General features: G+C 70.3%; 25 protein-coding genes. 20 read left to right on the top strand and 5 right to left on the bottom strand.

What is annotated here, in order from left to right; translation table 11 throughout:
• Positions 1–109: 109 nt before the first annotated feature.
• From ABZV40_RS20930 to ABZV40_RS20920, 3 genes are all read right to left on the bottom strand, one after another.
• Positions 110–1,255, bottom strand: a complete 1,146-nt coding sequence (locus ABZV40_RS20930; RefSeq protein ID WP_355443752.1) for a cystathionine gamma-synthase — start codon at positions 1,253–1,255, stop codon at positions 110–112.
• Positions 1,256–1,372: 117 nt separating this feature from the next.
• Complete coding sequence (locus ABZV40_RS20925; protein WP_355443749.1) at positions 1,373–2,464, bottom strand: RDD family protein; 1,092 nt, start codon at positions 2,462–2,464, stop codon at positions 1,373–1,375.
• Between the two features lie 88 nt (positions 2,465–2,552).
• Positions 2,553–3,923 (bottom strand): cystathionine beta-synthase, encoded by a 1,371-nt coding sequence (locus tag ABZV40_RS20920; RefSeq protein ID WP_355443747.1) that lies wholly within the window; start codon positions 3,921–3,923, stop codon positions 2,553–2,555.
• Between the two features lie 118 nt (positions 3,924–4,041).
• Between ABZV40_RS20920 and ABZV40_RS20915 the strand changes: the two genes are divergently transcribed.
• The 3 genes from ABZV40_RS20915 to ABZV40_RS20905 all read left to right on the top strand — a co-directional run bounded on the left by ABZV40_RS20915 (position 4,042) and on the right by ABZV40_RS20905 (position 6,600).
• Complete coding sequence (locus tag ABZV40_RS20915) at positions 4,042–4,914, top strand: SGNH/GDSL hydrolase family protein (protein WP_355443744.1); 873 nt, start codon at positions 4,042–4,044, stop codon at positions 4,912–4,914.
• Between the two features lie 91 nt (positions 4,915–5,005).
• Positions 5,006–6,226 carry an acetyl-CoA C-acetyltransferase gene (locus ABZV40_RS20910; protein ID WP_355443740.1) on the top strand — a complete coding sequence of 407 codons (1,221 nt, stop codon included), beginning with the start codon at positions 5,006–5,008 and terminating at the stop codon, positions 6,224–6,226.
• Positions 6,227–6,390: 164 nt separating this feature from the next.
• Positions 6,391–6,600 carry a hypothetical protein gene (locus ABZV40_RS20905; RefSeq protein WP_355443737.1) on the top strand — a complete coding sequence of 70 codons (210 nt, stop codon included), beginning with the start codon at positions 6,391–6,393 and terminating at the stop codon, positions 6,598–6,600.
• 60 nt (positions 6,601–6,660) lie between these two features.
• Here the strand turns inward: ABZV40_RS20905 and ABZV40_RS20900 are convergent, their stop codons facing one another.
• A complete protein-coding gene (locus ABZV40_RS20900) occupies positions 6,661–7,464 on the bottom strand; it encodes a Bax inhibitor-1/YccA family protein (RefSeq protein WP_355443734.1) in 804 nt (267 codons plus the stop codon).
• A 318-nt stretch (positions 7,465–7,782) separates the two neighbouring features.
• On the opposite strand from ABZV40_RS20900, the gene ABZV40_RS20895 reads away from it, so the two are divergent.
• The 3 genes from ABZV40_RS20895 (at position 7,783) to ABZV40_RS20885 (ending at position 11,079) form a co-directional block, all read left to right on the top strand.
• A complete protein-coding gene (locus ABZV40_RS20895) occupies positions 7,783–9,171 on the top strand; it encodes a SpaA isopeptide-forming pilin-related protein (RefSeq protein ID WP_355443731.1) in 1,389 nt (462 codons plus the stop codon).
• Complete coding sequence (locus ABZV40_RS20890) at positions 9,156–9,860, top strand: class F sortase (RefSeq protein ID WP_355443728.1); 705 nt, start codon at positions 9,156–9,158, stop codon at positions 9,858–9,860. Before ABZV40_RS20895 ends, ABZV40_RS20890 begins: the two co-directional genes overlap by 16 nt.
• Before the next feature lie 70 nt (positions 9,861–9,930).
• Positions 9,931–11,079 carry a polysaccharide deacetylase gene (locus tag ABZV40_RS20885; protein ID WP_355443725.1) on the top strand — a complete coding sequence of 383 codons (1,149 nt, stop codon included), beginning with the start codon at positions 9,931–9,933 and terminating at the stop codon, positions 11,077–11,079.
• Between the two features lie 111 nt (positions 11,080–11,190).
• Here the strand turns inward: ABZV40_RS20885 and ABZV40_RS20880 are convergent, their stop codons facing one another.
• On the bottom strand, positions 11,191–12,225 hold the full coding sequence (locus tag ABZV40_RS20880; protein WP_355443722.1) for a PQQ-dependent sugar dehydrogenase: 1,035 nt from the start codon (positions 12,223–12,225) through the stop codon (positions 11,191–11,193).
• 296 nt (positions 12,226–12,521) lie between these two features.
• On the opposite strand from ABZV40_RS20880, the gene pqqA reads away from it, so the two are divergent.
• The 14 genes from pqqA (at position 12,522) to ABZV40_RS20810 (ending at position 25,417) form a co-directional block, all read left to right on the top strand.
• The gene (pqqA, locus tag ABZV40_RS20875) at positions 12,522–12,644 is read left to right on the top strand and encodes a pyrroloquinoline quinone precursor peptide PqqA (RefSeq protein WP_355443719.1); all 123 of its coding nucleotides are present in this window, start codon (positions 12,522–12,524) and stop codon (positions 12,642–12,644) included.
• Positions 12,645–12,737: 93 nt separating this feature from the next.
• Complete coding sequence (pqqC, locus tag ABZV40_RS20870; protein ID WP_355443716.1) at positions 12,738–13,433, top strand: pyrroloquinoline-quinone synthase PqqC; 696 nt, start codon at positions 12,738–12,740, stop codon at positions 13,431–13,433.
• Positions 13,433–13,708, top strand: coding sequence for a pyrroloquinoline quinone biosynthesis peptide chaperone PqqD (gene pqqD / locus ABZV40_RS20865; protein ID WP_355443776.1), 276 nt, complete (start codon positions 13,433–13,435; stop codon positions 13,706–13,708). The genes pqqC and pqqD overlap by 1 nt, the downstream gene beginning before the upstream one ends.
• Positions 13,701–14,780, top strand: coding sequence for a pyrroloquinoline quinone biosynthesis protein PqqE (gene pqqE, locus ABZV40_RS20860; RefSeq protein ID WP_355443713.1), 1,080 nt, complete (start codon positions 13,701–13,703; stop codon positions 14,778–14,780). Before pqqD ends, pqqE begins: the two co-directional genes overlap by 8 nt.
• Positions 14,777–15,658, top strand: coding sequence for a pyrroloquinoline quinone biosynthesis protein PqqB (gene pqqB / locus ABZV40_RS20855; RefSeq protein WP_355443711.1), 882 nt, complete (start codon positions 14,777–14,779; stop codon positions 15,656–15,658). The genes pqqE and pqqB overlap by 4 nt, the downstream gene beginning before the upstream one ends.
• 144 nt (positions 15,659–15,802) lie before the next feature.
• Entirely contained in the window at positions 15,803–16,636 is an 834-nt protein-coding gene (locus ABZV40_RS20850; RefSeq protein ID WP_355443708.1) for a hypothetical protein, read from the top strand.
• A complete protein-coding gene (locus ABZV40_RS20845; protein ID WP_355443705.1) occupies positions 16,633–17,574 on the top strand; it encodes a polysaccharide deacetylase family protein in 942 nt (313 codons plus the stop codon). Before ABZV40_RS20850 ends, ABZV40_RS20845 begins: the two co-directional genes overlap by 4 nt.
• Positions 17,571–18,737, top strand: coding sequence for an O-antigen ligase family protein (locus tag ABZV40_RS20840; protein WP_355443702.1), 1,167 nt, complete (start codon positions 17,571–17,573; stop codon positions 18,735–18,737). Before ABZV40_RS20845 ends, ABZV40_RS20840 begins: the two co-directional genes overlap by 4 nt.
• Positions 18,712–19,770 carry a glycosyltransferase gene (locus tag ABZV40_RS20835; protein WP_355443699.1) on the top strand — a complete coding sequence of 353 codons (1,059 nt, stop codon included), beginning with the start codon at positions 18,712–18,714 and terminating at the stop codon, positions 19,768–19,770. Before ABZV40_RS20840 ends, ABZV40_RS20835 begins: the two co-directional genes overlap by 26 nt.
• A complete protein-coding gene (locus tag ABZV40_RS20830; RefSeq protein ID WP_355443696.1) occupies positions 19,767–20,636 on the top strand; it encodes a hypothetical protein in 870 nt (289 codons plus the stop codon). Before ABZV40_RS20835 ends, ABZV40_RS20830 begins: the two co-directional genes overlap by 4 nt.
• On the top strand, positions 20,633–21,865 hold the full coding sequence (locus ABZV40_RS20825) for a glycosyltransferase family 87 protein (protein ID WP_355443693.1): 1,233 nt from the start codon (positions 20,633–20,635) through the stop codon (positions 21,863–21,865). The genes ABZV40_RS20830 and ABZV40_RS20825 overlap by 4 nt, the downstream gene beginning before the upstream one ends.
• Positions 21,862–23,271 carry an oligosaccharide flippase family protein gene (locus ABZV40_RS20820; RefSeq protein WP_355443690.1) on the top strand — a complete coding sequence of 470 codons (1,410 nt, stop codon included), beginning with the start codon at positions 21,862–21,864 and terminating at the stop codon, positions 23,269–23,271. Before ABZV40_RS20825 ends, ABZV40_RS20820 begins: the two co-directional genes overlap by 4 nt.
• Positions 23,268–24,350 carry a glycosyltransferase gene (locus tag ABZV40_RS20815; RefSeq protein WP_355443688.1) on the top strand — a complete coding sequence of 361 codons (1,083 nt, stop codon included), beginning with the start codon at positions 23,268–23,270 and terminating at the stop codon, positions 24,348–24,350. Before ABZV40_RS20820 ends, ABZV40_RS20815 begins: the two co-directional genes overlap by 4 nt.
• The gene (locus tag ABZV40_RS20810) at positions 24,347–25,417 is read left to right on the top strand and encodes a glycosyltransferase family 4 protein (protein ID WP_355443685.1); all 1,071 of its coding nucleotides are present in this window, start codon (positions 24,347–24,349) and stop codon (positions 25,415–25,417) included. The genes ABZV40_RS20815 and ABZV40_RS20810 overlap by 4 nt, the downstream gene beginning before the upstream one ends.

The raw sequence follows: 25,417 nt of genomic DNA, 5'->3' as shown, positions 1-25,417 counted from the left end.
CCGCGGCCCCACCCGCCCTACTTTGCGCGCGCCACACCCCCCATTCCCCAACACCCCGGGGGGGGGCCCCGCGTTTCCTCCAGGGAAACGCGGGGCCCCCGCGTGACTTTCAGCCCAGGGCTTCGAGCAGGTCGGCTACCAGGTCGTCGCCGGACTCGATGCCGACGGAGACGCGGACCAGGTCCGAGGGGACCTCCAGCATCGAACCCGCCGTGGAGGCGTGGGTCATCTTGCCGGGGTGCTCGATCAACGACTCGACGCCGCCCAACGACTCGGCGAGCGTGAACAGCTTGGTGCGCGCGCACACCTCCAGAGCCGCCTCTTCGCCGCCGTCGACGATGAACGACACCATGCCGCCGAACCGGCGCATCTGCTTGGCCGCCACCGCGTGGTTCGGGTGCGACTCCAGGCCGGGGTACAGCACCTTGCGGACCTTCGGGTGCCGCGCCAGGGCCTCGGCGACGAGCTCGGCGTTGTCCGAGTGCTTGTCCATGCGCAGCTCAAGGGTCTTGAGGCCGCGCAACGTCAGGTAGGCGTCGAACGGGCCGGGCACCGCGCCCGCGCCGTTCTGCAGGAAGCCGAACGCCGCGTCGATCTCCTCGTCGGAGGTGATCAGAGCGCCGCCGACGACGTCGGAGTGGCCGCCCACGTACTTGGTGGTCGAGTGCAGGACCACGTCGGCGCCGAGCTCCAGCGGCGTCTGCAGGGCCGGCGAGGCGAAGGTGTTGTCCACGACGAACTTGGCGCCCGCGGCGTGCGCGATCTCGGCGATGGCCGCGATGTCACCGATGTTCAGCAGCGGGTTGGTCGGCGTCTCGATCCACACGAGCTTGGTCTCGGGACGCACGGCGGCGCGGATGGCGTCGAGGTCCGTGACCGGCGCCGGCGAGTGGGTGACGCCCCACTGCGAGAAGACCTTGTCGATCAACCGGAACGTGCCGCCGTACGCGTCGTTCGGGATGACGATGTGGTCGCCGGGCTTGAGGAACGTCCGCAGCGCCGCGTCGGTCGCACCCATGCCGGAGGAGAACGCGCGGCCGTAACGGCCCCGTTCCAGCGACGCGAGCGCGGTTTCCAGCGCGCGACGGGTCGGGTTGCCGGTGCGCGAGTACTCGAAGCCCTCACGCAGACCGCCCACACCGTCCTGGGCGTAGGTCGACGTCGCGTAGATGGGCACGTTCACCGCACCCGTGGTCGGGTCCGGGTCCTGACCGGCGTGGATCGCCCTGGTGGCGAAGCCGTATGGGGTGCTCATGTTCGAAGGGTACTCACCCATCTGGCGGTCGACGGCACGAGTCCAGCCAGTGAACCCGGGAATAAAACAGGCCCCCGGGCACTGAACGTGACCGGGGGCCTGGATCGCTGGAGGCGCTTACCAGCCCTGCTGCTGTCCGTAACCCTGCTGCGGCGGCTGGCCGTAGCCACCCGGCTGCTGCTGCGGGTAACCACCGGTGCCCGGCTGCTGCGGGTAGCCACCGGTACCGGGCTGCTGCGAGTAGCCGCCGCCCATCGGGGAGGCCGTCTCCGGGGCGTTGATCACGATGGACTTCATGATCTTGTCGGCCCAGGTCTGGTTCTTCGGCTCCCACAGCGGGGCGAAGAAGCCCGCGTAGCACGGCAGGGCGTCGACGACGTGGCACAGCTGGCGCACGAACGTCGTGCCGGCGCCCAGCGGCTGCATGGTCTCCTCGGAGACCAGCTTGATCTTGGCGATCTTCTTGCCGATCGTCTGGCCGGTCTGGCCCTGCTTGATGATCACGTTCCAGATCACGAAACCGGCGTAGCCGAGCCAGAGCACGAGCGCGAGGATCCCGAAGATGACCGCGAGGCCGCTCGACCCGCTCGACCCGCCGATCAGGCTGAGCACGAGCACCACGACGTAGACCACGACCAGCGGCGCGGCGACGTCGATCAGGTAGGCGACGAAGCGCGAGCCCCACTCCGCGTAACCGGTGGGAGGCGGCGGCGCCATGCCGTAGCCAGGCGCGCCGTAGCCACCGGGCTGGCCGTACCCACCGGCGGCCGGCTGGCCGTAGGGGTTCGACTGCGGGGCACCGTAGGGCTGCTGCGGCTGACCGTAGGCGGGCTGCTGCGGCTGGCCGTACGGGTTCGACTGCGGAGCACCGTAGGGCTGCTGCTGCGGTGCGCCGTAGGCAGGCTGCTGCGGAGCGCCGTACGGGGGCGGCTGCTGGCTGGGGAACCCGCCGGAGCCGGGGCCCTGGGCGGGGAAGCCGCCAGAACCGTGGGCTGCCGGTGGCACCTGCCCCGGGCTGACGACCTGGGTGGCGTCCGCGTTCTGCTGCGGTGCGGCAGGGACCTGACCAGGCGAGACGACCTGCGTCGCGTCCGGGTTGGGGTTCGCCGCGGACGGCTGGCCACCTCCCGGGACGACCTGCGTGGCGTCCGCGTTGGGCTCCTGCGGCTGACCGCCGAACGGATTTCCTGGCGGCTGCGGAGCGTTCATCCGGTTTCCAACCCCCTTGGCTGGGCCGTGTGCGAGTAAGACTGGTTGATCTGGGGCGTCACGCTATCGGACGCACGGGCTTCTACGCTCAGCGACCAGCCAAGAAGCCCAGAATGTCTTGGCGGGTCACGACGCCGGCGGGCTTGCCGTCCTCCAGCACGAGCGCGCCGTCCGCGTTCGAGAGCGCGTTCATCGCGACGCCGACCGGCTCGCCCGCGCCGAGCGTCGGCAGCGGCGCGCCCATGTGCTTGTCGAGGCGGTCCGAGAGCTGCGCCTTGCCGGTGAACAGCGCGTCGAGCAGGTCGCGTTCGTTGACCGCGCCCGCGACCTCGGCGGCCATGACCGGCGGTTCGGCGTTGACGACCGGCATCTGCGAGACGCCGAACTCGCGCAGGATCGCGACGGCGTCACCGACGGTCTCGTTCGGGTGCGCGTGCACGAGGTCGGGGAGCTGGCCGCCCTTGCGGCGCAGCACGTCGCCGACGGTCGCGCCGGTCGAGTCCGGCGGGAGGAAGCCGTAGGAGGCCATCCACCGGTCGTTGAAGACCTTGGAGAGGTAGCCGCGGCCGCTGTCGGGCAGCAGCACGACCACGACGGCGTCCTCGGGCAGGTCCTTCGCGACGCGCAGCGCCGCTGCCGCGGCCATGCCGCACGAACCGCCGACGAGCAGGCCCTCCTCGCGGGCGAGGCGGCGGGTGATGTCGAACGAGTCCGCGTCGGAGACCTCGACGATCTGGTCGCAGATGGTCTTGTCGTAGGTCTCCGGCCAGAAGTCCTCGCCGACGCCCTCGACCAGGTACGGACGGCCGGTGCCGCCCGAGTACACCGAGCCCTCCGGGTCCGCGCCGATGATCTGCACGGCGCCGTCGGAGGCCTCCTTGAGGTAGCGGCCGGTGCCGGAGATCGTGCCGCCGGTGCCGACGCCCGCGACGAAGTGCGTGATCCGGCCTTCGGTCTGGCGCCAGATCTCCGGGCCGGTCTGGTGGTAGTGGCTCGCCGGGTTCTCCGGGTTCGCGTACTGGTTGGGCTTCCACGCGCCGGGGATCTCGCGGACCAGCCGGTCGGAGACGTTGTAGTAGGAGTCCGGGTGCTCCGGCGCGACGGCGGTCGGGCACACCACGACCTCGGCGCCGTACGCCTTGAGGACGTTGCGCTTGTCCTCGCTCACCTTGTCCGGGCAGACGAAGACGCACTTGTAGCCCTTGCGCTGGGCGACCAGCGCGAGCCCGACCCCGGTGTTGCCGGAGGTCGGTTCGACGATCGTGCCGCCGGGCTGCAGCTCACCGGACTTCTCGGCCGCCTCGACCATGCGCAGCGCGATGCGGTCCTTCACGCTCCCGCCGGGGTTCAGGTACTCGACCTTGGCCAGCACCGTGGCCTTGATGCCCGAGGTCAGGGAGTTGAGCTTGACCAGCGGCGTGTTGCCCACCAGGTCGATGACGTGCTCGACGTACTCCACCGGTATCTACTCCCCACTCCCACTCTCCGAGATAGCGAAACGAAGCCTAGCTCCAGTGGCTGCGGAGGTTAATTCGAACAGCGGTACCGACGATTCCACTGGAAAGGGGGTGTTGCGGATGATCGGACTGAGGACGCTGCGAGCGGTGGCCATGACCGCCGCGACGCTCGGCGGGCTCTCCGGCGCACTGGTGGGGTTGCTCACCGAGCAGGGCAGACGGGCTCGGGTGGCCATCGGCGTGCTGGAGCACCTCTGGCCCGCACCGGACGGCGTGTACCGCGACGACGGCCGCGATCCGCTGCGGCTGGCCGTGCTCGGCGACTCGATGGCCGTGGGCGTCGGTGTGACACATCCCTCGCAGATGCCGGGCGCGCTGCTGGCCCAGGCGCTGGCCGAGGAGGCCGGACGACCGGTGCGCCTGTCCACCTACGCCGTCAGCGGTTCGACGACGCGGGACCTCGTGCCGCAGGTCGACGCGGCCGTGCTGGACGCACCCCGGGTGGCGTTGATCATCATCGGCGCGAACGACGTGACGTCGCGGATGGGTGTCGGCGAGTCCGCCCGGTTGCTCGCCGAGCAGGTCCGCAAGCTGCGCGCCGTCGGTTGCGGGGTCGTCGTCGGCACCTGCCCCGATCTCGGGACCGTGCGGCCGATTCCCCAGCCGTTGCGGTCGGTCGGGCACCACTACAGCCTGCGGCTCGCGGCGGCGCAGACCGAGGCCGTGCGACGGGCCGGCGGTGTGCCGGTGTCGCTCGCGAACCTGCTGGCGCCGGAGTTCACGGCCCGGCACGTCGACATGTTCAGCTCCGACCGCTTCCACCCCAGCGCCGTCGGCTACGAGGCGGCCGCCGGTGTGCTGCTCGCGCCGTTGTGCCAGGTGGCGGGCCTGTGGCCGGGCTGGGTCACGCCCGCGGTGCCGCTGCGGTCGGCGGCGGCGCTGGCGGTGCGGCCGTCCCGCGTGCCCGGATGGCCGCAAAGACGGCACGCCTGAGTTTCGAAATTCCCGTCACGTGTGCTGGCCGGGGTGAGCGGGCGTTAACTACGCTCGACGGCAACCTTGACTCTCAACGAGGAGTTTCGTGATGCCTGAGGCCGTGATCGTCTCCGCCGCCCGCTCCCCCATCGGCCGCGCGGGCAAGGGCTCGCTGAAGGACGTGCGGCCGGACGACCTGGCCGCGCAGATGGTCCGAGCAGCGCTCGACAAGGTCCCGCAGCTGGACCCCGCGCAGATCGACGACCTGATGCTCGGCTGCGGCCTGCCCGGCGGTGAGCAGGGCTTCAACATGGCGCGCGTGGTGGCCGTGCTGCTCGGCCAGGACTCGCTGCCCGGCACGACCGTCACGCGGTACTGCGCCTCTTCGCTGCAGACCACGCGCATGGCCCTGCACGCCATCAAGGCGGGCGAGGGCGACGTGTTCATCTCGGCCGGTGTCGAGACCGTGTCGCGGTTCGCCAAGGGCAGCTCCGACTCGTGGCCTGACACGCACAACCCGCTCTTCGCCGACGCCGAGGCCCGCACCGCGTCCGTCGCGCAGACCGGCGCCTCGGAGTGGGTGGACCCGCGCACGCTCGACGTCGTGCCGGACGTCTACGTCCCGATGGGCCAGACCGCCGAGAACCTGGCTCTGCTGAAGGGGATCTCGCGCCAGGAGATGGACGAGTTCGGCGTCCGCTCGCAGAACCTGGCCGAGAAGGCGATCGCGGACGGCTTCTGGGCGCGTGAGATCACCCCGGTGACGCTGCCCGACGGCACGGTCGTCTCCGCCGACGACGGCCCGCGCGCCGGCGTGACCTACGAGGCCGTGTCGCAGCTCAAGCCGGTGTTCCGCCCCGACGGCCGGATCAACGCGGGCAACTGCTGCCCGTTGAACGACGGCGCCGCCGCCCTCGTGATCATGTCCGACACGAAGGCGCGCGAGCTCGGCATCACGCCGCTCGCCCGGATCGTCTCCACCGGCGTCTCCGGCCTCTCGCCGGAAATCATGGGCCTCGGCCCGGTCGAGGCCTCGAAGCGCGCGCTGGCCCTCGCGGGACTGTCCATCTCCGACATCGACCTCGTGGAGATCAACGAGGCGTTCGCGGCGCAGGTGATTCCGTCCTACCAGGACCTCGGAATCGATTTGGACCGCCTGAACGTGAACGGCGGTGCCATCGCGGTCGGTCACCCGTTCGGCATGACCGGCGCCCGCATCACCACGACGCTGATCAATTCCCTGCAGTTCCACGACAAGCAGTTCGGTCTGGAGACCATGTGCGTCGGCGGTGGTCAGGGCATGGCGATGGTGATCGAGCGCCTCAGCTGAGGTGACGCCCACAAGATCTGCAATTTGACGCTTGCAAGTAGCTCCGCTTCACCCGAACGGAGCTACTTGTCAGCCACCTTTCTGCCGATGAGGTAAATCGTCGCGCAACGGCGTCATCAGGCGAAGGGGAGTCCGTCCCTAGCTATGAGTGAGGAGGGCCGGACATGCCGTACGTGTGGTGGCAAAGCGAATACGACCTTCAATGCCATGCTTTCTCCCTCGACCAGGCCAATGGTTCGAGGACCTTTTACGAGGCCGTCTGCGAGCACTCGGTGCCTGACGAACGGGTGTCGCGTGCTCAGGTGGGTGCCCTCTGCACGACCTGCCTGATCAAGGTGGGAACCCAGCTTCCCGACGTGCGCTGGCGGGCCTGACTCCGGAAACGCCGAAGGGCGCCCCGCCGCAGCGTTGCGCCCTCCGAGGTTCCCCGGACGTCAGTCCGAGTTGAAGTACGACAGCAGGCGCAGGATCTCGGTGTACAGCCACACCAGGGTCACGGTGAGGCCGAACGCGATCTGCCACGCGTACTTGGCCGGCACGCCGGCGCGGATCGCCTGGTCCGCGGCGTCGAAGTCGATCAGGAAGCTGAACGCCGCGAGGCCGATGCAGACGAGGCTGAAGATGATCGCGAGCGCGCCACCCGAGCGCAGGCCGAGGCCCGCGGGCATGAAGAAGCTGGCGATCAGGTTGAAGAGCATGAGGACGGCGACGCCGATGATCGCGCCGGTGATCCACTTGGTGAACTTCGGCGTGACGCGGATCGCGCCCGTCTTGTAGACGACGAGCATGCCGGCGAAGACGCCGATCGTGCCGATGACGGCCTGGCCGATCACCACCACGCCCTGGCCGGGGTTGCGGGTCCAGGTGTCGATCATGCCGCCGATGATGCCGCTGAACGAACCGAGGAACACGCCCTCGACCGCCGCGTAGGCGATGACGAGCGGCGGGCTCGGCACGCGCTTGAACGAGATGATCAAGCCGAGCACCAGGCCGATGATCGCGGCCGGGAACAGCAGGAACCACGCCTGCGTGAGGTAGGTGACGACAGCCGCGACCGCCACCACCGCGAGCGTGATGCCCGTCTTGGTGACGACGTCGTCGATCGTCATCGGCCGCTCGCTGGTCAGCGGCGGCGGGGCCTGCTGGTAGCCGGCCTGTGGCTGGCCGAAGCCTGCGTAGCCTCCGTACCCGCCGCCGGTCGGCAGGTTACGGAAAGCCGGGTTGCTGCTCGAGCGCACCTGGTCCTCCTGGGGCGTTGCTTTACGCCGTCACGGGTACAACGAGCACGTTCGGTGCTGGGTTCCCCGTCGGTAAAGACGACTTTACCCCCGACGACGATCACACGTGCGCTAATACTGCGCTAACTCCAGAGCGTAGTGAGACTACGGCGTGTCGCGGCGTGTCTTACGCAAAGTAGGTAAGCCGCGTCACATTTCAATCACATTCACACCCAGAGTGACCACACACTTCCCCCTCGTGGCGGCTTGTCCCCGGTGTGGGGTACCGCCAGGCTCGCACGCGGGAGTTACCACAGGTCAGAGGGGACCAAGATCCAAATGGGCTGGAAACGTCTTGCCGCTGTGGCGGTGGTCTCAGGTCTCGCACTCCTGACCGCGCCCACGACGGCGACAGCGGTCGGTGATCCGGGCTACGGCCACAAAGCGTCAGGACTCCAGCGCAACGCCACACCGGGCAGCGAGTGGCACGGGACCTACAAGTGGCAGGGCAAGCACGTGTGGTGCGTGCAGTACGCACTGCCCGCACCGGACAGCAAAGTGGACTACAAGGAAGGCGACGAACTGCTGACGAAGGCGGGCAAGAAGCTCGACCCCGCCATTGCCGCGAACATCTCCTATCTCCTGCTTCGTTACTCCACGACCACGTCGGACGACGAGGCCGCGGCTCTCGCGCACCTGCTGCACACCTGGACCTCCCCGGTCGACGGCGTGGTGAACCTCGACGCCACCGATGCGAGGTTCCTCGCCTACGACGCGTCGTTCTACGCCGCGCAGCTGGGCCAGCCCGTCATGGACACCGTCGCGCGCATGAAAGCCGACGCCGAGGCCAACCGCGGCCCGTGGACGCTCAGCGCCGCCGCGCCGAAGGAACCGCTGATCATCGGCGCCGAGTCCACCTGGACCGTGTCGTTGCTCAAGCAGAACAACAAGGGCGTGCCGAACGCCCCGATCGAGTTCACGCTCAACGACGCCGCGCTGGTCGACGGCAGCGCCGGCGGCAAGGTCAAGACGGACGCCGACGGCAACCCGGCCTCGATCAAGGTCATCCCGACGGGTCCGAAGCCGTCGATCACGGTGAACGCGGACTCCCCCGCGGACAAGCCGGTCGTGCACCAGCCGATCTCGACGGACAACATGCAGCGCATGGTCACGACGGGCGGCGAGAAGAAGCTGAACGCGAACGCCAGCGGGCAGGCCAAGACCGCGCCCGGCGCCGTGAAGATCACGAAGATCGACTCGGAGACCAAGAAGGCCATCGCCGGTGTCGCCCTGCGCGTGACGGCCAAGGACCAGACGAGCGCCGCGAAGAAGCAGGACGACAGCGACCTGGTCGGCACCGACGGCAAGCCGATCGTGCTGCAGACCGGCGCCGACGGCACGGTCGAGGTGCCGAACCTGCGCACCCCGCAGGAGATCTGCCTCGTCGAGGTCGCCGCACCCAAGGGGTACGAGGAGTTCTTCGACCCGAAGTCGCCGCCAGCGGCGTGCGGAACGGTCGCGGCAGGACAGACGCTCGCGCTCGAACTGGTGAACAAGCCGAACAAACCGGTCGTGCCGAGCACGATCCCGGCCGGCCAGGAGGGCAACACCCCCGTTGCGACCGCGTCGTTCGACACGCAGCTGCGTCCCGGTCTGATGCTCGCGGTGGGTGGCCTGGTGCTGCTCGGTGCCGCGCTGGCAGGCTTCCTGGTGTGGCGCAGGCAGTGAGTCCCAAGGCGTTTCTGACCGGCGTGCTGGTGGCGGGTGTCGCCGCCACCAGCGTGCTGGTCACCAACACCGAGACCGAGGTCGTCACCGGGCTGGCGGTCGCGGACGAGATCCCCGTGGTCGGTCCCGGACCGGTCGCGGACAGCCTGAGCACCGGCCGCGGTGCCGACCTCACCGGACTGGTCGGCGGTGCGAACACGGCCAACGCCAAGCCCGTCGAGCCGACCCAGCAGCAACCCGCGCCGCCCAAGGCCGGTCCCGGTTCGGTCCGGCTGCCCGCGGGCGGCACGGCCACGCTGGTCCGCCGTGAGGTGAAGGACGGCGTGCTGCCGGTTCCGGAGGGCATCGGCGAAGCCGCCTGGTGGGGCACGGAGCTCACGGGTTCCGAGGGCGCGACGGTGCTGGCCGGACACGTCGACTGGAAGGGCGCCAAGGGTCCGTTCGCCGAACTGTGGCAGGCGCAGAACGGCCGCGAGGTCGTGATCGCCGACAGTGCGGGCACGGAGTTCAGGTTCCGCATCACGCAGATCGAGACCGTCCGCAAGGACGAGCTCCCGGCCCGGGCGGTGGAGTTCTTCGGCCCGCGCGGCCCGCACCGGCTGGTGCTGGTCACCTGCGGTGGCACGTGGATCGGCGGCCAGCAGGGTTACGAGGCCAACAGAGTGGTCATCGCCGAACCCGCTCCGTAATCTGTTGAATTCTGAGGGCAACCCGTTCGAGCGACCATCCGTCTCCTTAAGTGTGAAACGGTGGGGATGGTTGACCACGGGTGTGGCGCTCGCGCTGGCTCTCGTGCTGGTGATGACTCTCGGTCCGAACAAGGACGAGCAGAACCAGGCGGACTCCGGCCCTTTGCCCATGGCGCCGCGACTGCCCGCCCCCAAGGACGCGGGGCCGACGCCCACCGTGCCCGCCCCCACTCCCGAGCAGCTGCAGAAACAACCGTGGATGCACAAGCTCGGCCCCGGTGAGAAGCCACCGCAGTTCGTGCTGTTCTCCTTTGACGGCGGGGTGTCCAAGCAGCACTGGGACAAGGTTCTGCCGATCGCGAGGCAGAAGGGCGCGCACGTCACCGGTCTGCTGTCCGGTGTGTACATGCTGTCCGACCAGGACAAGATGCAGTACCAGCCGCCGGCCGGCCTCCAGCGCGGCACCTCCGACATCTCGTTCGGCGGCACCAGGCAGGACATCACCGCCCGGATCCAGTACCTCAACCAGGTGCTCGACGAGGGCCACGAAATCGGCACGCACTACAACGGCCACTTCTGCTCCGGCGGCACCCAGCCGTCGGTCGACAAGTGGAACAACAAGGCGTGGAACGACGAGCTCGACCAGTTCAAGCAGATCGTGGACAGGGCTCGGGCCGCCGGGTTCAAGCTGCCCGACGGCGCCGTCCGAGGTGGCCGGACGCCGTGCCTGGAAGGCATCTGGGACCAGGCCTTCCCGGCGATGGCGGCGCACGGGATGGTCTACGACACCAGCAAGGTCGCGCTGGGCGTGCAGTGGCCGTCCGTCCAAAACGGACTGTACGAGTTCCCGATGCCCGAGGTGAAGGTACCCGCGCTGGGCAAGCAGGTCGTCATGATGGACTTCAACCTCTGGTACTCGCTCAACGGCGCCCAGGAGCAGCCGGAGCGCGCACCCGAGTTCGCCCAGATCGTCTTCGACACCTACAAGTCGGTGCACCAGGCCGCGTTGAACGGCAACCGCGCGCCCATCGTGATCGGCAACCACTTCAACGAGTGGAACGGGTCGGCGTTCTCCAACGCGATGGAGCAGTTCCTCGGCTACGTGTGCGACAAGCCGGAAACGGTGTGCGCCACCTACACCGAGGTGATCCAGTGGATGCAGCTGCAGGACCCGGCGGTGCTGGACCAGCTCCGCCGAATGCCCGCCGCCCGCAACTGACGCCCATCACCCATCCGTGTTTGCAGACTGCACGCGGGGACCCTTCGTTTCCTTGGAGGGAACGTAGGGTCCCCGCGTGCCGATGCAGCAGCACTCGAACGGGTGGTGGGGTTAGCCGTCGGTGGAGAGGATTCGGTCGTCGGTCGCGCCCGGTGTGCCGTTGTCGTCCTGGTTGGACGTGCCCAGCCAGAGGGTGCCGTCCGGAGCGGCGGCGACCGAGCGGATACGGCCGTAGCCGGTGAACACCGACTCCGGGGTACCGAGCGAGGTGCCGTTCACCGGCACCTTCCACACGCGCTTGCCCGTGACGGCACCGATGTAGAGGGCGTTCTTGTAGTAGTCGATGCCGGACGGTCCGGCGTCCTTGTTGCGCCAGGTCTTGACCGGGTTGGTCATGCCGGCGGTGTCGCAGTTGCCTTCACAGGTCGGCCAGCCGTAGTTCTTGCCGGCCTCGATCCTGTTGAGCTCGTCGGTCGTGTTGTTGCCGAACTCGGTGGCGTACGCGGTGTTGCCGACGAAGGTGATGCCCTGGACGTTGCGGTGGCCGATCGAGTACACGACGCTGTCGGCGCGAGGGTTGCCGTCAGCGGGCCTGCCGCTCGTGTCGAACCGGAGAACCTTGCCGCCCAACGAGTTCCAGTTCTGGGCGTTGGCGGTGTTCTGGGCGTCACCGGTGGTCGCCCACAGGTAGCCGTCCGGGCCGAACTCCAGTCCGCCGCCGTTGTGGTACCTGTTCTTGGGAATTCCGGTGACCAGCGGCTCCGGCGTGCCGCCCAGCTTCAGCCGGCCGACGCGGTTGTCGGTCGCCGTCGAGTAGTAGATGTAGACCGTGTTGTCGGTCGCGAAGCTCTTCGACAGGGCGAGGCCGAGCAGGCCTCCCTCACCGCCGGTCGTCTGCGCCTGCTCCACGGTGTCCAGCTCGGTGACGGTGGTGCCCTTGAGCTGCTTGATCTTGTGGGTGTCCCGTTCGGTGAAGATGCCGCTGCCGTCCGGCGCGAACTCGATGTCCCACGGGATGTCGAGCTGCGTGGCGAGTGTCCGCACGGCCTGTGCGGCCGGACCTTCCTGTGCCGAGGCCGGGATCACGCAGAGGGATGCGGCCACGGCAGTGCAGGCTGCCGCCGCCGCGATACGACGAGCACGCATGTGTGCTCTCCTTTTGGGTCCGCTCGTGACTTGGTCTGCGGCGGCGGCGATGTTGCACGGCGTGGTTACCCAATCACAGCTCGGAGTAACCCATAACGGTGACCCGATGTCTAACGCACCTTTCGACTCCGGAGGGTCACCAAAGCGGCCACTCCTCCGATGACTTTAGGTAACTTCATGTACGGTCTAGACCGTGACCGTCCCGACGACATAACGTGTGGTTCGCCGCCGCGCCCCACGGAATGTGCCGCGCGCCCGCTTCGGGCTCGCCGGCCGAGGACCCGAGGAGTTGCGCCATGAACGTTGTCGTCACCGCCCCCGAGCAGAAGCTTCCCGAGGTCAAGCGCGAGTGGGTCAAGCCCGACTTCCGCGACTTCGAGACGCCGATGGAGGTCACCGCCTACGCAGCGCGCAGCTGACGTACGGCTTTCGCCGGGGTTCCTGGCCGATGCCGGGAACCCCGGCTCCCGCACGCCTCGCCGCGCGTCCCTGATGTCCGAGGAGTTCCGCCCATGACTGCCGTTGCACCAGAGGAGTTCGTCGCCGAGCTCCGCGCGCTCGCCCCCCGGTACTGGGACAGCCATCCGTTCCACCTGCGCATGCACGCGGGTCAGCTGAGCAAGCACGAGCTGCAGGCGTGGGCCGCGAACCGCTGGTACTACCAGCGCTGCATCGCGCAGAAGGACGCCGCGATCCTCTCCAACTGCCCGTTGCCGGAGATCCGCCGGCAGTGGCGGGAGCGGATCATCTGGCACGACGGCACGCGGCCCGGCGAGGGCGGCGCCGAGAACTGGATCCGCCTCGCCGAAGCCGTTGGGCTGACGAGGGAAGAGGTGCTCGACGAACGCCACGTGCTGCCCGGCACGCGGTTCGCGGTCGACGCCTACGTGAACTTCGCGCGCACCAAGCCGTGGGTGGAGGCCATCGCCTCCGGGCTGACCGAGATGTTCTCGGGCGCGTTGATGCGCAAGCGTTTGGCGGCGTTGCGGGAGCAGTACCCGTGGATCGCCGAGGAGGGGTTCGCCTACTTCACCAACCGCATCCAGGCGGTGGCGGGTGAGGGACGGGCCACTTTGGACATCGTCGTCGAGCACTCGCGCACCCGTGAGCAGCAGCTCGCGGCCGTTGCCGCGCTGTCGTTCAAGTGCGACGTGCTGAGGGCCGTGCTGGACGCGGTCGACTACTACTCGGGCAAGGGCAAGCCGTGATGCCGGTCATCGCGCTGGAGGCCGTGCCGCACATCCGGCGCGGCGTGAAGTGCACCTACGACCAGATCCGCGAGGCACACGTCGTCCTGTTCCCCGAAGGCGTTCTCGTGCTCAACGAGACCGCGGCCTCGGTGGTGGGGCTGTGCGACGGGGTCCGGTCGGTCGGCGACATCGCGCTGTCGTTGGGCGACGTCTACGCGGGTGTGCGGCCGGAGGACGTCGCCGAGCTGGTGGCGCGCCTCGTCGAGCGGAGGGTGGTGGACGTCGATGGCTGAGGCGCCCTTCGGCCTGCTGGCCGAGCTGACGCACCGGTGCCCGTTGCAGTGCGGCTACTGCTCGAACCCGGTGGAGCTGGTGCGCCGGGACGCCGAGCTGCCGACCGAGGACTGGCTGAGCGTCTTCGACCAGGCCCGCTCGCTGGGCTGCCTGCAGATCCACCTGTCCGGCGGTGAACCGTTGCTGCGACCGGATCTCCCTGAGCTGGTCGCGCACGCGAACAGCCTGGGCTGCTACGTCAACCTGGTCACGTCGGGGGTGGGCCTGTCCCGGGACCGGTTGCGGGACCTGGCTTCCCGCGGTGTCGACCACGTGCAGCTCTCCCTGCAGGACGCGACTCGCGCCGGCAACGACCGGATCGCGGGCATCAAGGCGTTCGACCGCAAGGTGGAGGCTGCGTCTTTCGTCCGCGAGGAAGGCCTGCCTCTCACCGTCAACACCGTGCTGCACCGGCAGAACCTCGACCACATCGCGGGGATCATCGCGATGGCCGAGGAGATGGGCGCCGAACGGCTGGAGCTCGCCAACACCCAGTACTACGGCTGGGCGCTGCGCAACCGCGCGGTGCTGCTGCCCACGCGCGAGCAGCTCGCCCACGCCGACCCGATCGTCGCGGCCGCGCAGGAACGCCTGCGCGGGCGGATGGAGATCGTCTACGTCATCGCGGACTACCACGAGGCCCATCCGAAGCCGTGCATGTACGGGTGGGGTGCGCGGCAGCTGACCGTGGCACCGAACGGTGACGTGCTCCCCTGCCCCGCCGCCTCGGTGATCACGTCGCTGCGGATCGAGAACGTGCGGGACTCGTCGTTGTCCGAGATCTGGCACGACTCGCCGTCGTTCAACGCCTTCCGCGGCTTCGGTTGGATGCGCGACCCGTGCCGCTCGTGCCCGCGCAAGGAGATCGACTTCGGCGGGTGCCGCTGCCAGGCCTTCCAGCTGACCGGTGACGCCGCCGCCACCGACCCGGTGTGCTCGCTGTCGCCTGATCGGTCCACTGTGGACCTGATTCTGGCGACCGAGACGACGCCTGCCGAGGTGCCCGCCATGGCCATGAGGAAGATGTCTTGAAGGCTGTTCTGCTCGGCACGACGGCCGGTGGCGGCTTCCCGCAGTGGAACTGCGCGTGCGCTCTCTGCGTGCGCGCGCGTTCCGGCTCGTTGCCGTCGCGATCGCAGGACTGCCTGGCGATCAGCGGCGACGGCGCCGACTGGTGGCTGGTCAACGCCTCACCGGACATCCGCACGCAGATCGCGGGTTGCTCGCTGCTCGACCCCGGTCCAGGGCCGCGGGACACCCCGTTGCGCGGCGCGCTGTTCACCGACGCCGAGCTGGACCACACGCTGGGGCTGCTGACGTTGCGCGGTGGTGCGGGGTTGACCGCGTGGGCGCCGGAGGCCGTGCTGCACGCGTTGAAGGACCAGTTCGACCTGCGCACGGTGATCGACGGTTACGCGCCCGTGGCGTGGCGTTCGGTGGACGCGGACCGGTCGTTCGACCTCGGCGGGTTGCGCGTCTCGGCGATTCCGATCAGCGGCAAACGCCCGAAGTACGCTCGTTCATCCACTGTGGACGGATGTTGGGTCGTGGCTTATCGCTTCGAGGACCTGGTGACCGGTGGTGTGCTGGTCTACGCGCCGTGTCTCGCGTCGTGGCCCACCGGGTTCGACGAGGTGGTGGCCGGCACGGACTGCCTGCTGCTGGACGGCACGTTCTACGCGGAGTCCGAGATGGGGTCGGCGACCGGCAGCTCGTCCGGCCAGGCCGCGATGGGCCATCTGCCGATCACGCACAGCCTTGCTGAGCTGCGGCGATTCCCTCACGTGCGGCGGATCTACACGCACCTCAACAACACCAACCCGGTGCTCGACCCGGCGTCACCCGAGGCAGCGGAGCTGCGTGCCGCGGGAGTCGAGGTTCCGCTCGACGGCACGATCATCGAACTCTGATTCGTCACTCTTTCCGGTTATATCCGACCACTTTCGTGTATATGTCTCACCGTCATTTTCGGCGGTGAGTGATCACATATCCCTCCAATGGGTAGCGCCATTGCGGCTTCGTATTCTTCGGGCCGTTGACGAGGGAGGTTTTCCGTGTCCGGATATCCCGAGCTCGCGATCTCCACCACGCTCTACGGCCTGGGCATCGTCGCCCAGACCGTCGCCGCGCAGCGGGCGGACAAGAAGCCGGGAACCGGATTGGGACTGCTGGCCCGGCTGGCCAAGGACCGCCTCTACCTGCTCGGGTTCGCCGGCCAGGTGGGTGGTTTCGGGTTCGCTTTTCTCGCACGCGCGTCGCTGCCGCTCTACCTGGTGCAGGCGGGGTCGTCGTGTGCGGTCGGTCTGGCCACCGCGTTCGGCCTGCTGGTGCTGAAGTGGCGCGTGCGGGCGGTGGAGGTGGCCGTGCTCGCCGTGATGGCGACCGGGCTCGTGCTGCTCGCCGCCGCGTCGGAACCGTCGGTGGCGCAGAACATCCCGGTGACGCCGGGGCTGGTCCTGCTCGGGGTCCCGCTGCTCGTCGTGGTCGTGGCCACGCGGGCACTGCAGAGCTCGAACGCCGTGGCCGTCTCCGTGCTCGCCGGCATCGCGTTCGCCGTGGTCGCGATCATCAGCCGGTCGGTGGCCGACGAACCGGTGCTCGACGTGCTGCGGAACCCGTTGGCGTGGCTGATGATCGTGGCCGCGCTGGTCGGCCAGTCGTGCCTCGCCACGGCGTTGCAGCGCGGCACCGCCACGTCGTCCGTGGCGTCGATGGACGCGACCACCGTGGTGCTCACGTCGGTCATCGGCCTCTCGCTGCTGGGCGACCGGATCACGCCGGGCTGGGAGTGGGCCGTCGGGCTCGGCATCACGCTCGTGGTCTTCGGCGTGCTGGCGCTGGGCGTCCCGGTCCGCGGCACCGCACCCGTGCCGGAGGCGGCCGGGTGAGAACCGCGAGCGTCTCGCTGGACCTGGACAACCTGTGGGCGTACCTCAAGACCCACGGCGACCCGGAGTGGGAAAGCAGACCCAGTTTCCTCGCCACGGCGGTGCCGCGGCTGCTGGACGTCTTCGGCGAACATCGGCTCACCACAACGGTTTTCGTGGTCGGGGCCGACGCCGAACGCGATGACGGCGCGCAGGCGGTCGCGGACGTCGTGGCGGCCGGGCACGAGGTGGCGAACCACTCGTGGGGGCACGAGCCGTGGCTGCACCGCTACTCGCCGGCCGAGCTGGAAGCCGAGATCGTCCGCGCGGAGAACGCGATCGTGGCCGCCGGCGCTCCCCGCCCGCGCGGGTTCCGCGGCCCCGGTTACAGCGTCACGCCCGAGCTGCTGAAAGTCCTGGCCGCACGGGGTTATCGCTACGACGCGAGCACGTTGCCGACGTGGATCGGCCCGCTCGCCCGCGCCTACCACAACCGCACCACGCGCCATCGTGCCGCGGGCCAGGACGACCTGTTCGGTGGTTTCGGCAAGGTGATGTCGCCGAACACGCCGTACCGCTGGCGCGACACCGGGCTGGTCGAGCTGCCGGTGACGACGATGCCGTTGCTGCGTGTCCCGATCCACGGCGCCTATCTGCTGCAGTTGCACCAGATCTCGCCCCGGCTGGCCCGCGGCTACTTCCGCGCGGCGTTGCGGTTGTGCCTGCTCACTGGCACGTCACCGTCGTTGCTGCTGCACCCGACCGACGTGCTGAGCGGTGCGGAGGCGCCGGGGATGGAGTTCTTCCCCGGCATGGCGGTGCCGGGTGCGGAGAAGGCGGCCCTGCTCGGCTGGGTGCTTTCCGCGCTGCGGCGGCACTTCGAGGTCGTCGGCACCGGCGAGCACGCCGACCGGCTCGCGGGCCTGCTCCGGGAACGCCGGGTGGAGCTGTGCGGATGACGTGGCTGCTGCGGGTGCTCACGTGCGCGACGGTGGCACTGGCCCCGCTGGAGGGTTACCTGCAGGAGGTGCACCCGCACCTGGCGAAGGTGGCTCCTGGGTTGCTTGTCCTGACGTGGGCCGCTCAGCGCGTGCGGGAACGCCGGCTTCCGGCCGCGCATCCGTTGCACGCGTTGCTGGCCGTGTTCGCCGCGGTGCTGCTGGTGTCGTCGGCCGTGCACGCGGGTGACGTGTTCACGCTCGACTACACCCAGCGCTTCCTGCCGTTCATCGTGATCACCGCGGTGCTGGTGGACGTCGTCGCGCGGGAGGTGCCGGTCCGCGCGGTGCTGGGGGCGGCCGTCGGCGGTGCGGTGATCGCCGCGGTCGGTGCGTTGTTCAGCCTGGTCGTCGGTGGGGACACGCGGGCGACCGGTCCGCTGGAGGACCCCAACGACCTCGCCTACTTCCTCGTGGTGGCCATGCCGCTGCTGATCGCCCTGCCGGCCAGGAAGCTGCTGATGCCGTTCGGAGCGCTGCTGGCGGCGGGCGCGGCGGCGACGTTCTCCCGAGGCGGCGGCATCGCGCTCGCCTGCGCCGCGACGTGGCTCGTGGTGCGGCGCGGTGTCTCGGTGCGCGCGGTGGCGGTGACGGTGGCCGGGCTCGCGGTGATCGGGCTCGGTGCCGTGACGTTCGCGGGCCCGGTGCTCGACAAGGCGCTCGCGGAGAAGACCTACATCGCGGGGACCAACGTGGACACTCGCGAACTGCGCTGGCAGGCCGCCGCGCGCATGCTGGCGGACCACCCGGTGCTCGGTGTGGGGCTGGGCGGGTTCCGCAGCTCCTACGCGGCGGCCTCGCACAACGCCGAGATCGACGAGCAGACGCCGGTGGCGCACAACATCTACCTGGAGATCGGCGCGGAGCTCGGCCTGCCCGGCCTCGCGTGCTTCCTCGGCGCGGTCGCGATGGGGTTCGTGGCGTCGGAACGGGTCCTGCGCACGCGCAAGGACCTGCGCCCGATGCTCGCGGTCCAGGCCTCGCTGCTCGCCGCGCTGGTCGCGTCGACCTTCCTGTCCGAGCAGTACTACCTGCCGATCTGGTCGCTGGTCGCCGTGGCGGCCGCTGCCGACCTGCGCCGTGAGGAGAGTGAGCGCGATGCGTGTGCTGCACGTCATCAGTGAGATGGGCGCCGGAGGAGCCGAAGCCGTCGTGGCGGGCATGGTGCGGTCCGGCGGTGACTTCGGCTGGGAGTCCGGTGTCGCGAGCGGCGGCGGTCACCGTGCCGAAGCGTTGCGGGCGTTGGGTTTCACCACCTTCGACGTACCGGTGGCGCGCCGCAGGGCGAGCGGTGTGCTGCGCGCCGCGTCCGCGACCCGTGCGGCCGTCCGCGTGTTCCGGCCGGACGTCGTGCTGGCGCACAACGTGTCCGCGAGCCTCGTGTCGCGGCTCGCGACGAAGACGCCGATCGCGACCGTGTTCCACGGCGTCGCAGAGGCGGATCTCGGTGGTGCCGCACGGATCCTGCGACACACCTCGCGTGCCGTGGTGGCGGTCGCCGAAGCGAGCGCGGACCGGTTGCGGGCGGCGGGACTCACCCCGGAGGTGATCCCGAACGCGGTCTTCCCCGAGCCGCCGCGGGTCGACCGGGCCGCGGTCCGGGGGTTGCTCGGCATCGGTCCCGACGTGCCCGTAGCGCTCTGTCCGGCGCGGCTCGAACCGCAGAAGCGGCACGACGTGCTGCTGGAGGCGTGGGCGATGGTGTCGGGCGCCGTGCTGCTGCTGGCCGGCGACGGCAGCTGTCGTGCCGCACTCGAACAGCGGGCGGCCGAGCTCGGCCTGACCGAACGCGTGCGCTTCCTCGGCACCCGGTGCGACGTCCGCGACCTGTTGGAGGCGGCGGACGTCACGGTGCTCACCAGCGACTGGGAGGGCATGCCGATCGCCCTGCTGGAGTCGCTGGCCGCGGGCCGCCCGGTCGTCGCGTCCGATGTGGACGGTGTGCGCGAGGTGCTGGCCGGTGGCGGCGGCGTGCTGGTGCCCCGCCGCTCCCCCGCCGAGACCGCGGCGGCGATGGCGGGATTGCTGTTCGACAGCGCGGCCCGCACCGCCGCCGGTGCCGCCGGTCTGGCCGCCGTCGAACGCGACCACGACCCGCACACCTTCATGAAGTCCTACGACGAACTGCTCAGGACCATCGCGGGAGGCCGAGGATGAGCAAGCGCACGGTGCTGGAAGCCGCCGCGGTGGCGGTCGTCGTCGCGGTGCTCGTGCTGGCCGTGACGTCCCTGCGCGGCGAGCGGTACGAGAGCAGGGTCGCCGTGCTGGCCGTCCCCGTCACCCAGACCGACTCGGCCGCCCAGTACGGCGAGGTCGCCTCACTGACCATGCCGGCGGTCGTCCAGCTGGTGCACACGACTTCCGTGCTGGAAGCGGCCGCGAAGGCCGCATCGAGCACCCCGCGCGAGATCGACGCGGGCGTGAACGTCGAACTGGTACCCGCGTCCGGTCTCGCGCGCCTGTCCGTGCGGGCGGACTCCGCGGCGCAGGCGAGCGCCGCCGTGACCGCCATGGCCAAGGCGGTGGCGGACGCGAACCTGCTCGCACCCGCCGGCCGGTTGCGGGTGCTCGACGACCACCCGGAGACGGTCCGGGTGGTCCCGGACTGGAAACTGGCGTCAGGACTGGCCCTCGCCGCGGCGCTGGCGGCGACGATCGCGGTGTTCGCCCTGCGCTCGCTGCGCCGCCCGCGCACCGGTGAGGCCGCGGTGCGGGCCGCGATCGAAGCCGCCGGGGTGCGCCGGCCCGTTGCGCTGGTGCGCGAGGACGACCCCGGCGTGATCGACCGGCTCACCGCGCTGTGCCTGGCGGCGGCCCGGCCCGTGCGGGTGATCGCGGCGGATCCCGGGCTCGCGGTGCAGGCGGAGTACCTGGCGGCGGCGTTGCCGGACAAGGCGGGTGAGCCCGGTGAGGGTTCGGCGGTGATCGCGGTGGCCGACGGGGAGAACGGGCCGGGTGACCTGACGGCGGCTCTGTCGGTGTTGCCGGGCAGTGCGGTGCTGGTGGCGGTGGTGCTCACATGACCATCACCGCGGCGAAACCGCGAACCCGCACGGTGATCACCGTCCTCGCGGCCGTCGCCGGCGCCTTCAGCGCGGCCCGCGCCCTCCGCCCGTCCTGGGAGGTCCCCGTCCCCACCCCGGCCAACCTGCCGGAAGAACGGCTCCAGGACTTCCGGGACGCCACCTACTTCCCGATTCGCGAGTTCCTGGCCGGCGGCAACCCGTACGACCCGGCGGCGATGTTCGCGCACTGGCCGGTGCGCCAGAACTTCAACCTCTACCAGCCGTACCACCTCGTGCTGCACATGCCGTTCGCGCTGCCCGACTACCGGATCGGCGCGATCGCGTTCACGCTGGCTTCGTTGCTGCTGCTGGGAGTTCTGGCGTCGCTGGCGGCACGGCGCGCGCACCTGCCGCTAGTGCTCGGCACGGTGGTGATCGGGACGCTGCTGGTGACGAGCCAGGTCGGCAAGGCCCAGCTGTACGTCGGGCAGGTCAACCCGTTGATCGCGGTCGGGGTCGCGGGGGCGTTGCTGGCGCGGTCGAGTCATCCGCGGGTGGCCGCGCTCGGGCTCGCGGTGGCGTGGCTGAAGCCGCAGTTCGGGTTGCCGTTGGCGGTTCTGCTGTTCGCACGTGGTTCGAGGCGGGTGGCGCTCGGCGGCACTGCCATCGCGGCGATCGCGAGTCTGCCGGTGGTGGTGTTGCTGGTGTACCGGGGCGGAGGCGTCGGGCCGTTCCTGGACGTGATCGGCGCGAACCTCCAGTACGCGAGTGGCACGGCCTACGGTGCGGTCGATTCCGTGACGGCGCAACGGGTGGATCTCGCCGCGGTGTTCTTCCGCGTCACGGACTGGCTGCCGCCGGCCGCCGAACTGGTGGCGCTGGCCGGGGTGCTCGCGGTGACGGCGGTGCTCGCCAGGAAGCTCGACCGCGGCGACCACGACAACCGGGCGATCGCGGATCTCATCACGTGCGTCGGCGTGGTCGTGGCGATGGTGCACCAGCCGGGTGACGTGCTGATCGCCGTGCCCGCCATGGCCGCGCTGGGCGTCATCAGCTGGCGCCGCAGGAAGGAACGGGACTGGCGGTTCGCCGGTCTCGCCGTCATGGTGCTCGTGATTCCGTTCGCACACCTGTACTTCCTGAACATCGCCGGCGTGTTCGGCCAGCGCGTGGACGTGACGGTGGACGGTGTCGCGGTCGTCGTGGCGTGGGTGTTGTTGGTCGTCGCGGCCAGGAAACGCGCGTGACGAACCGGGTCGGCGAACGGGCCGTGCGCGGTTCGTTGTGGCTGTTCGCGGTCAACGTGGTCAGCAAGGGCTGTCAGGTCGCGGTCACGCTGGTGCTCGCGGCCCTGCTCACCGAGGACGGCCTGGGCACGGTGTCGCTCGTCGTGTCACTGGTCAACATCGGTCAGGTCGTGCAGTCCGCCGGTGTCTACGACGTGATCAGCCGGACCGCCCGCGATCCGCGCGTGCTCGCGGGCACCGTGCTGACGTTGAGCGCGGGCGGCGGGCTGGCGCTCACGGCGGTGCTCCTGCTCGCCGCGGAACCGCTCGGTGCCGCGCTGGGCGCACCGGCGGGGTTGCTGCGCATCGCCGCGCTCAGCCTGCCGTTCAGCGCGATCGGTGGCGTGCAGATGGCCCTGATGCACCGCGATCTCGACTTCCGCCGCCGGATGCTGCCCGACGCGGGCGGCATGGTGCTGGGCGCGCTGGTGACGATCGCCTTGGCGGCGCTGGGGTCCGGGCCGCTTTCGATGGCCGTCGGACTGCTGTGCACCGCCGTCGCCCAGCCGGTGCTCGCGGTGGTGGCCGGCGTGCGGCTGCGACCGGGCTGGAACCGTGGTGCCGCAACGGAGGCGCTGCGCTGGACAGCCGTTGTCGGGCCGGGAGCCGTCGTCGCGACCCTGCTGATCAACGTCGACTACCTGGCGATCGGGCGTGTGCTCAGGCCGTCCGCCGTGGGTGTGTACTCGCTCGCGTTCCGGATCGCCTGGATGCCGTACATCCTCGTCGCGGTCGTGCTGGGCGGCGTGCTGTTCCCGGTGTGCGCCGAACTGGTCCGAAGTGGACAGTCGGTGTCGGGTGCGGTGCTGCGGTTCACCAAGGCGACGCTGCTCGTCACCGGTTGCCTCTACACGGTCACCGCGCTGCTCGCGGACCGCGTGGTGCTGTTCGGGCAGAGGTGGGCGCCCGCGGCGGTGGTGCTGGTCGCGTTGTGCGCCTACGGGTTCGGGCTCGGGCTGCTGCACACCTGGTACCAGGTCGTGCGGGCGGGCGGGCACGCGCGCTGGTACCTCGCCCTCGAAGTCACCCACCTGATCGCCCTGCTCACCGCGCTGGCGCTGACCACCCGGCACGGCGTGCTCGCCGTCGCGGTCGCGCAGGCGGTGATCGTGTGGCTGCTCGTTCCGGTCACGTGGTGGGTGCTGGCACGGCACGGGCTCGCGTTCCGCCTGCGGGAGCTGGGACGCGCGGTGGCCGGGGTGGCCGGTGCCGGTGCGTGCTGCTGGCTCGCGGCCCGGCTGCTGCCCTCGGGCGGCGGAGTGGCCGGTGCGGTGTTCGCCGGTCTGGTGCTGCTCGGGGTGTACGCGGCGGTCGCGGTGCCGTTCAACCGCGAGGCCGTGCGGGAACTGCGGGGGAGTCTGTCGTGAAGGTCGTGCACGTGACGCAGCCGGTGGAGGCGGGCGTCGCCAAGGTGGTGCTGGATCTCGCCGTGGCACAACGGGACCACGGCTGGTCGGTCGTCGTCGTGTGCCCCCGAGGTTGGCTGACCGACCGGCTCCGCGCGGAGGGCATCGACGTGCGCGAGTGGCGGGCGACCCGTTCTCCCGGACCGCGGTCGCTGCTCGAAACGGTTCGGCTGCGGGCGTTGGTGCGAACTCTGCGGCCGGACGTGCTGCACCTGCACAGCTCGAAGGCCGGGCTGACGGGCAGGCTGGCGGTGCGCGGCCGGATCCCGACGGTCTTCCAGCCGCACCTGTGGTCGTTCCGGTTGACGGCGGGGCTGCTGCAACGGGCGTGCGCGGCCTGGGAGTCCTTCGCGTCGCGGTGGACGCACCAGCTGGTGTGCGTGAGCGACGACGAGCTCGCTTCCGGCCGGGCAGCGGGCGTCGACGCACCGGCCGAGGTGGTGTGCAACGGTGTCGACACCGCTCGGCTGCGCCCGGTGGACCGCCTGGAGGCACGCGGCCGGCTCGGCCTCCCCGACCGGCCGACCGCGGTGTGCGTGGGCAGGCTGGCTCCGCAGAAGGGCCAGGACCTGCTGCTGGCCGCCTGGCCCGCGGTGCTCGCCGCCGTACCGGACGCGCAACTCGTGCTGGTCGGCGACGGTCCAATGAGGACGGTCTGGTCGTGCGACGACCCGTCGGTCGTCTGGTGGGGCCACAGCGACGACGTCGCGGACTTCTACGCGGCGGCGGACGTGGTCGTGCTGCCGTCACGTGCCGAGGGCATGGCGTTGGTGCCGCTGGAGGCCATGGCCTGCGAACGGTCCGTCGTCGCGTTCGACGTCGACGGCGTGCGCCAGAGCGTCGGCGCCGCGGGGGCAGTCGTGGCACGAGGTGACGTCGCCGCGCTGGCCCGCGCGGTGGCGGCACGGCTCGCGGACCCCGGGCTCGCTCAGGCCGAAGGGCGCACCGGACGCCGGCGCGCCGAGACGTTGTTCGACCGCGGCCGGGTGACCGACCAGATCACCACGCTCGTGGAGAAGCTCGTGGGAGAGGCAGGATGAGGATCGCTTTTCTGTTGACGCAGGACCGGGGTGGCCCGGTCGACGTCACCGTCCGGCTCGCCACCGCGCTGCAAGCCTCCGGCACCTCGGTGCGGGTGTTCGGCCCGAAGCCCGCCAGGGACGCGCATCTGCTCGACGGCCTGCACGAAGAGATCTCCGTGCCGCGCAAGGGAGATCTCCGCGCCAGCCGCCACGCACGCGCGGCGTTGCGCGCGTGGCGTCCGGACGTCGTGCACGCGCAGGACCGCCGCAGCGGCCTGGTGTGCGCGGGACTCGGCGGCGACATCCGGGTCGTGCACACCTATCACGGCGTGCCGGACGATGTGACCGAACCGTGGTTCCGCGGCGCGTCACGGGCACCGCGGCCGTCCAGGTACACGATGACCGTTCTGGCCGCCGACGCCCTGGTCGCCCGCCGCGTCGACCGCACGGTGGTACCCGCGCCGGCGATGGGCCGGTTCCTCCGCGACCGGCTGCGCGTGCCGGCCCAGCGGGTGACGCACATCGACAACTGCGTCCCGATCGGCGACGCCGAACCGCCCACCGCGCCGGTGCGACGGCTCCTGTTCGCCGGACTCCTGGTGGAACGCAAGGGTTTGCCGACACTGCTGGCGGCGCTTCCCGGTGTCCTTCCCGCGGACGCGACGCTCACGGTGGCGGGCGACGGCCCGTTGCGCGCGGAGTGCGAACGGCTCGCCACCGGGCTCCCGGTGGAGTTCCTCGGATTCCGCGAGGACGTGCCCGAGCTGCTGCGCAAGCACGACGCACTGGTGCTGCCGTCCACGATGGAACAGCAGCCGCTCGTGGTCGCCGAGGCCATGGCGGCGGGGAAGCCCGTGGTGGCGACCGACACCGGCGGGGTCGCGGACATGCTCGACGTGCCGGGGGCCGCGCTGCGCCTCGCCGTTCCCGGAGATGCGAGGTCGCTGGCCGGGCAGCTGCAGGCGTTGTTCGCCGATCCGGATCCCGCGCACACCGGCCGGTTGCTGGCCGCGCGAGCGCGTGAGCGGTTCAGCCCGCAGGTGTGCGCCCAGCGGCACGTGGAGCTGTACCGCAGCCTGCTCTGA

This window comes from Lentzea sp. NPDC004782 (assembly GCF_040609115.1).
Classification (GTDB): domain Bacteria; phylum Actinomycetota; class Actinomycetes; order Mycobacteriales; family Pseudonocardiaceae; genus Lentzea.
This window is presented reverse-complemented; position numbering and strand designations above follow the sequence as displayed.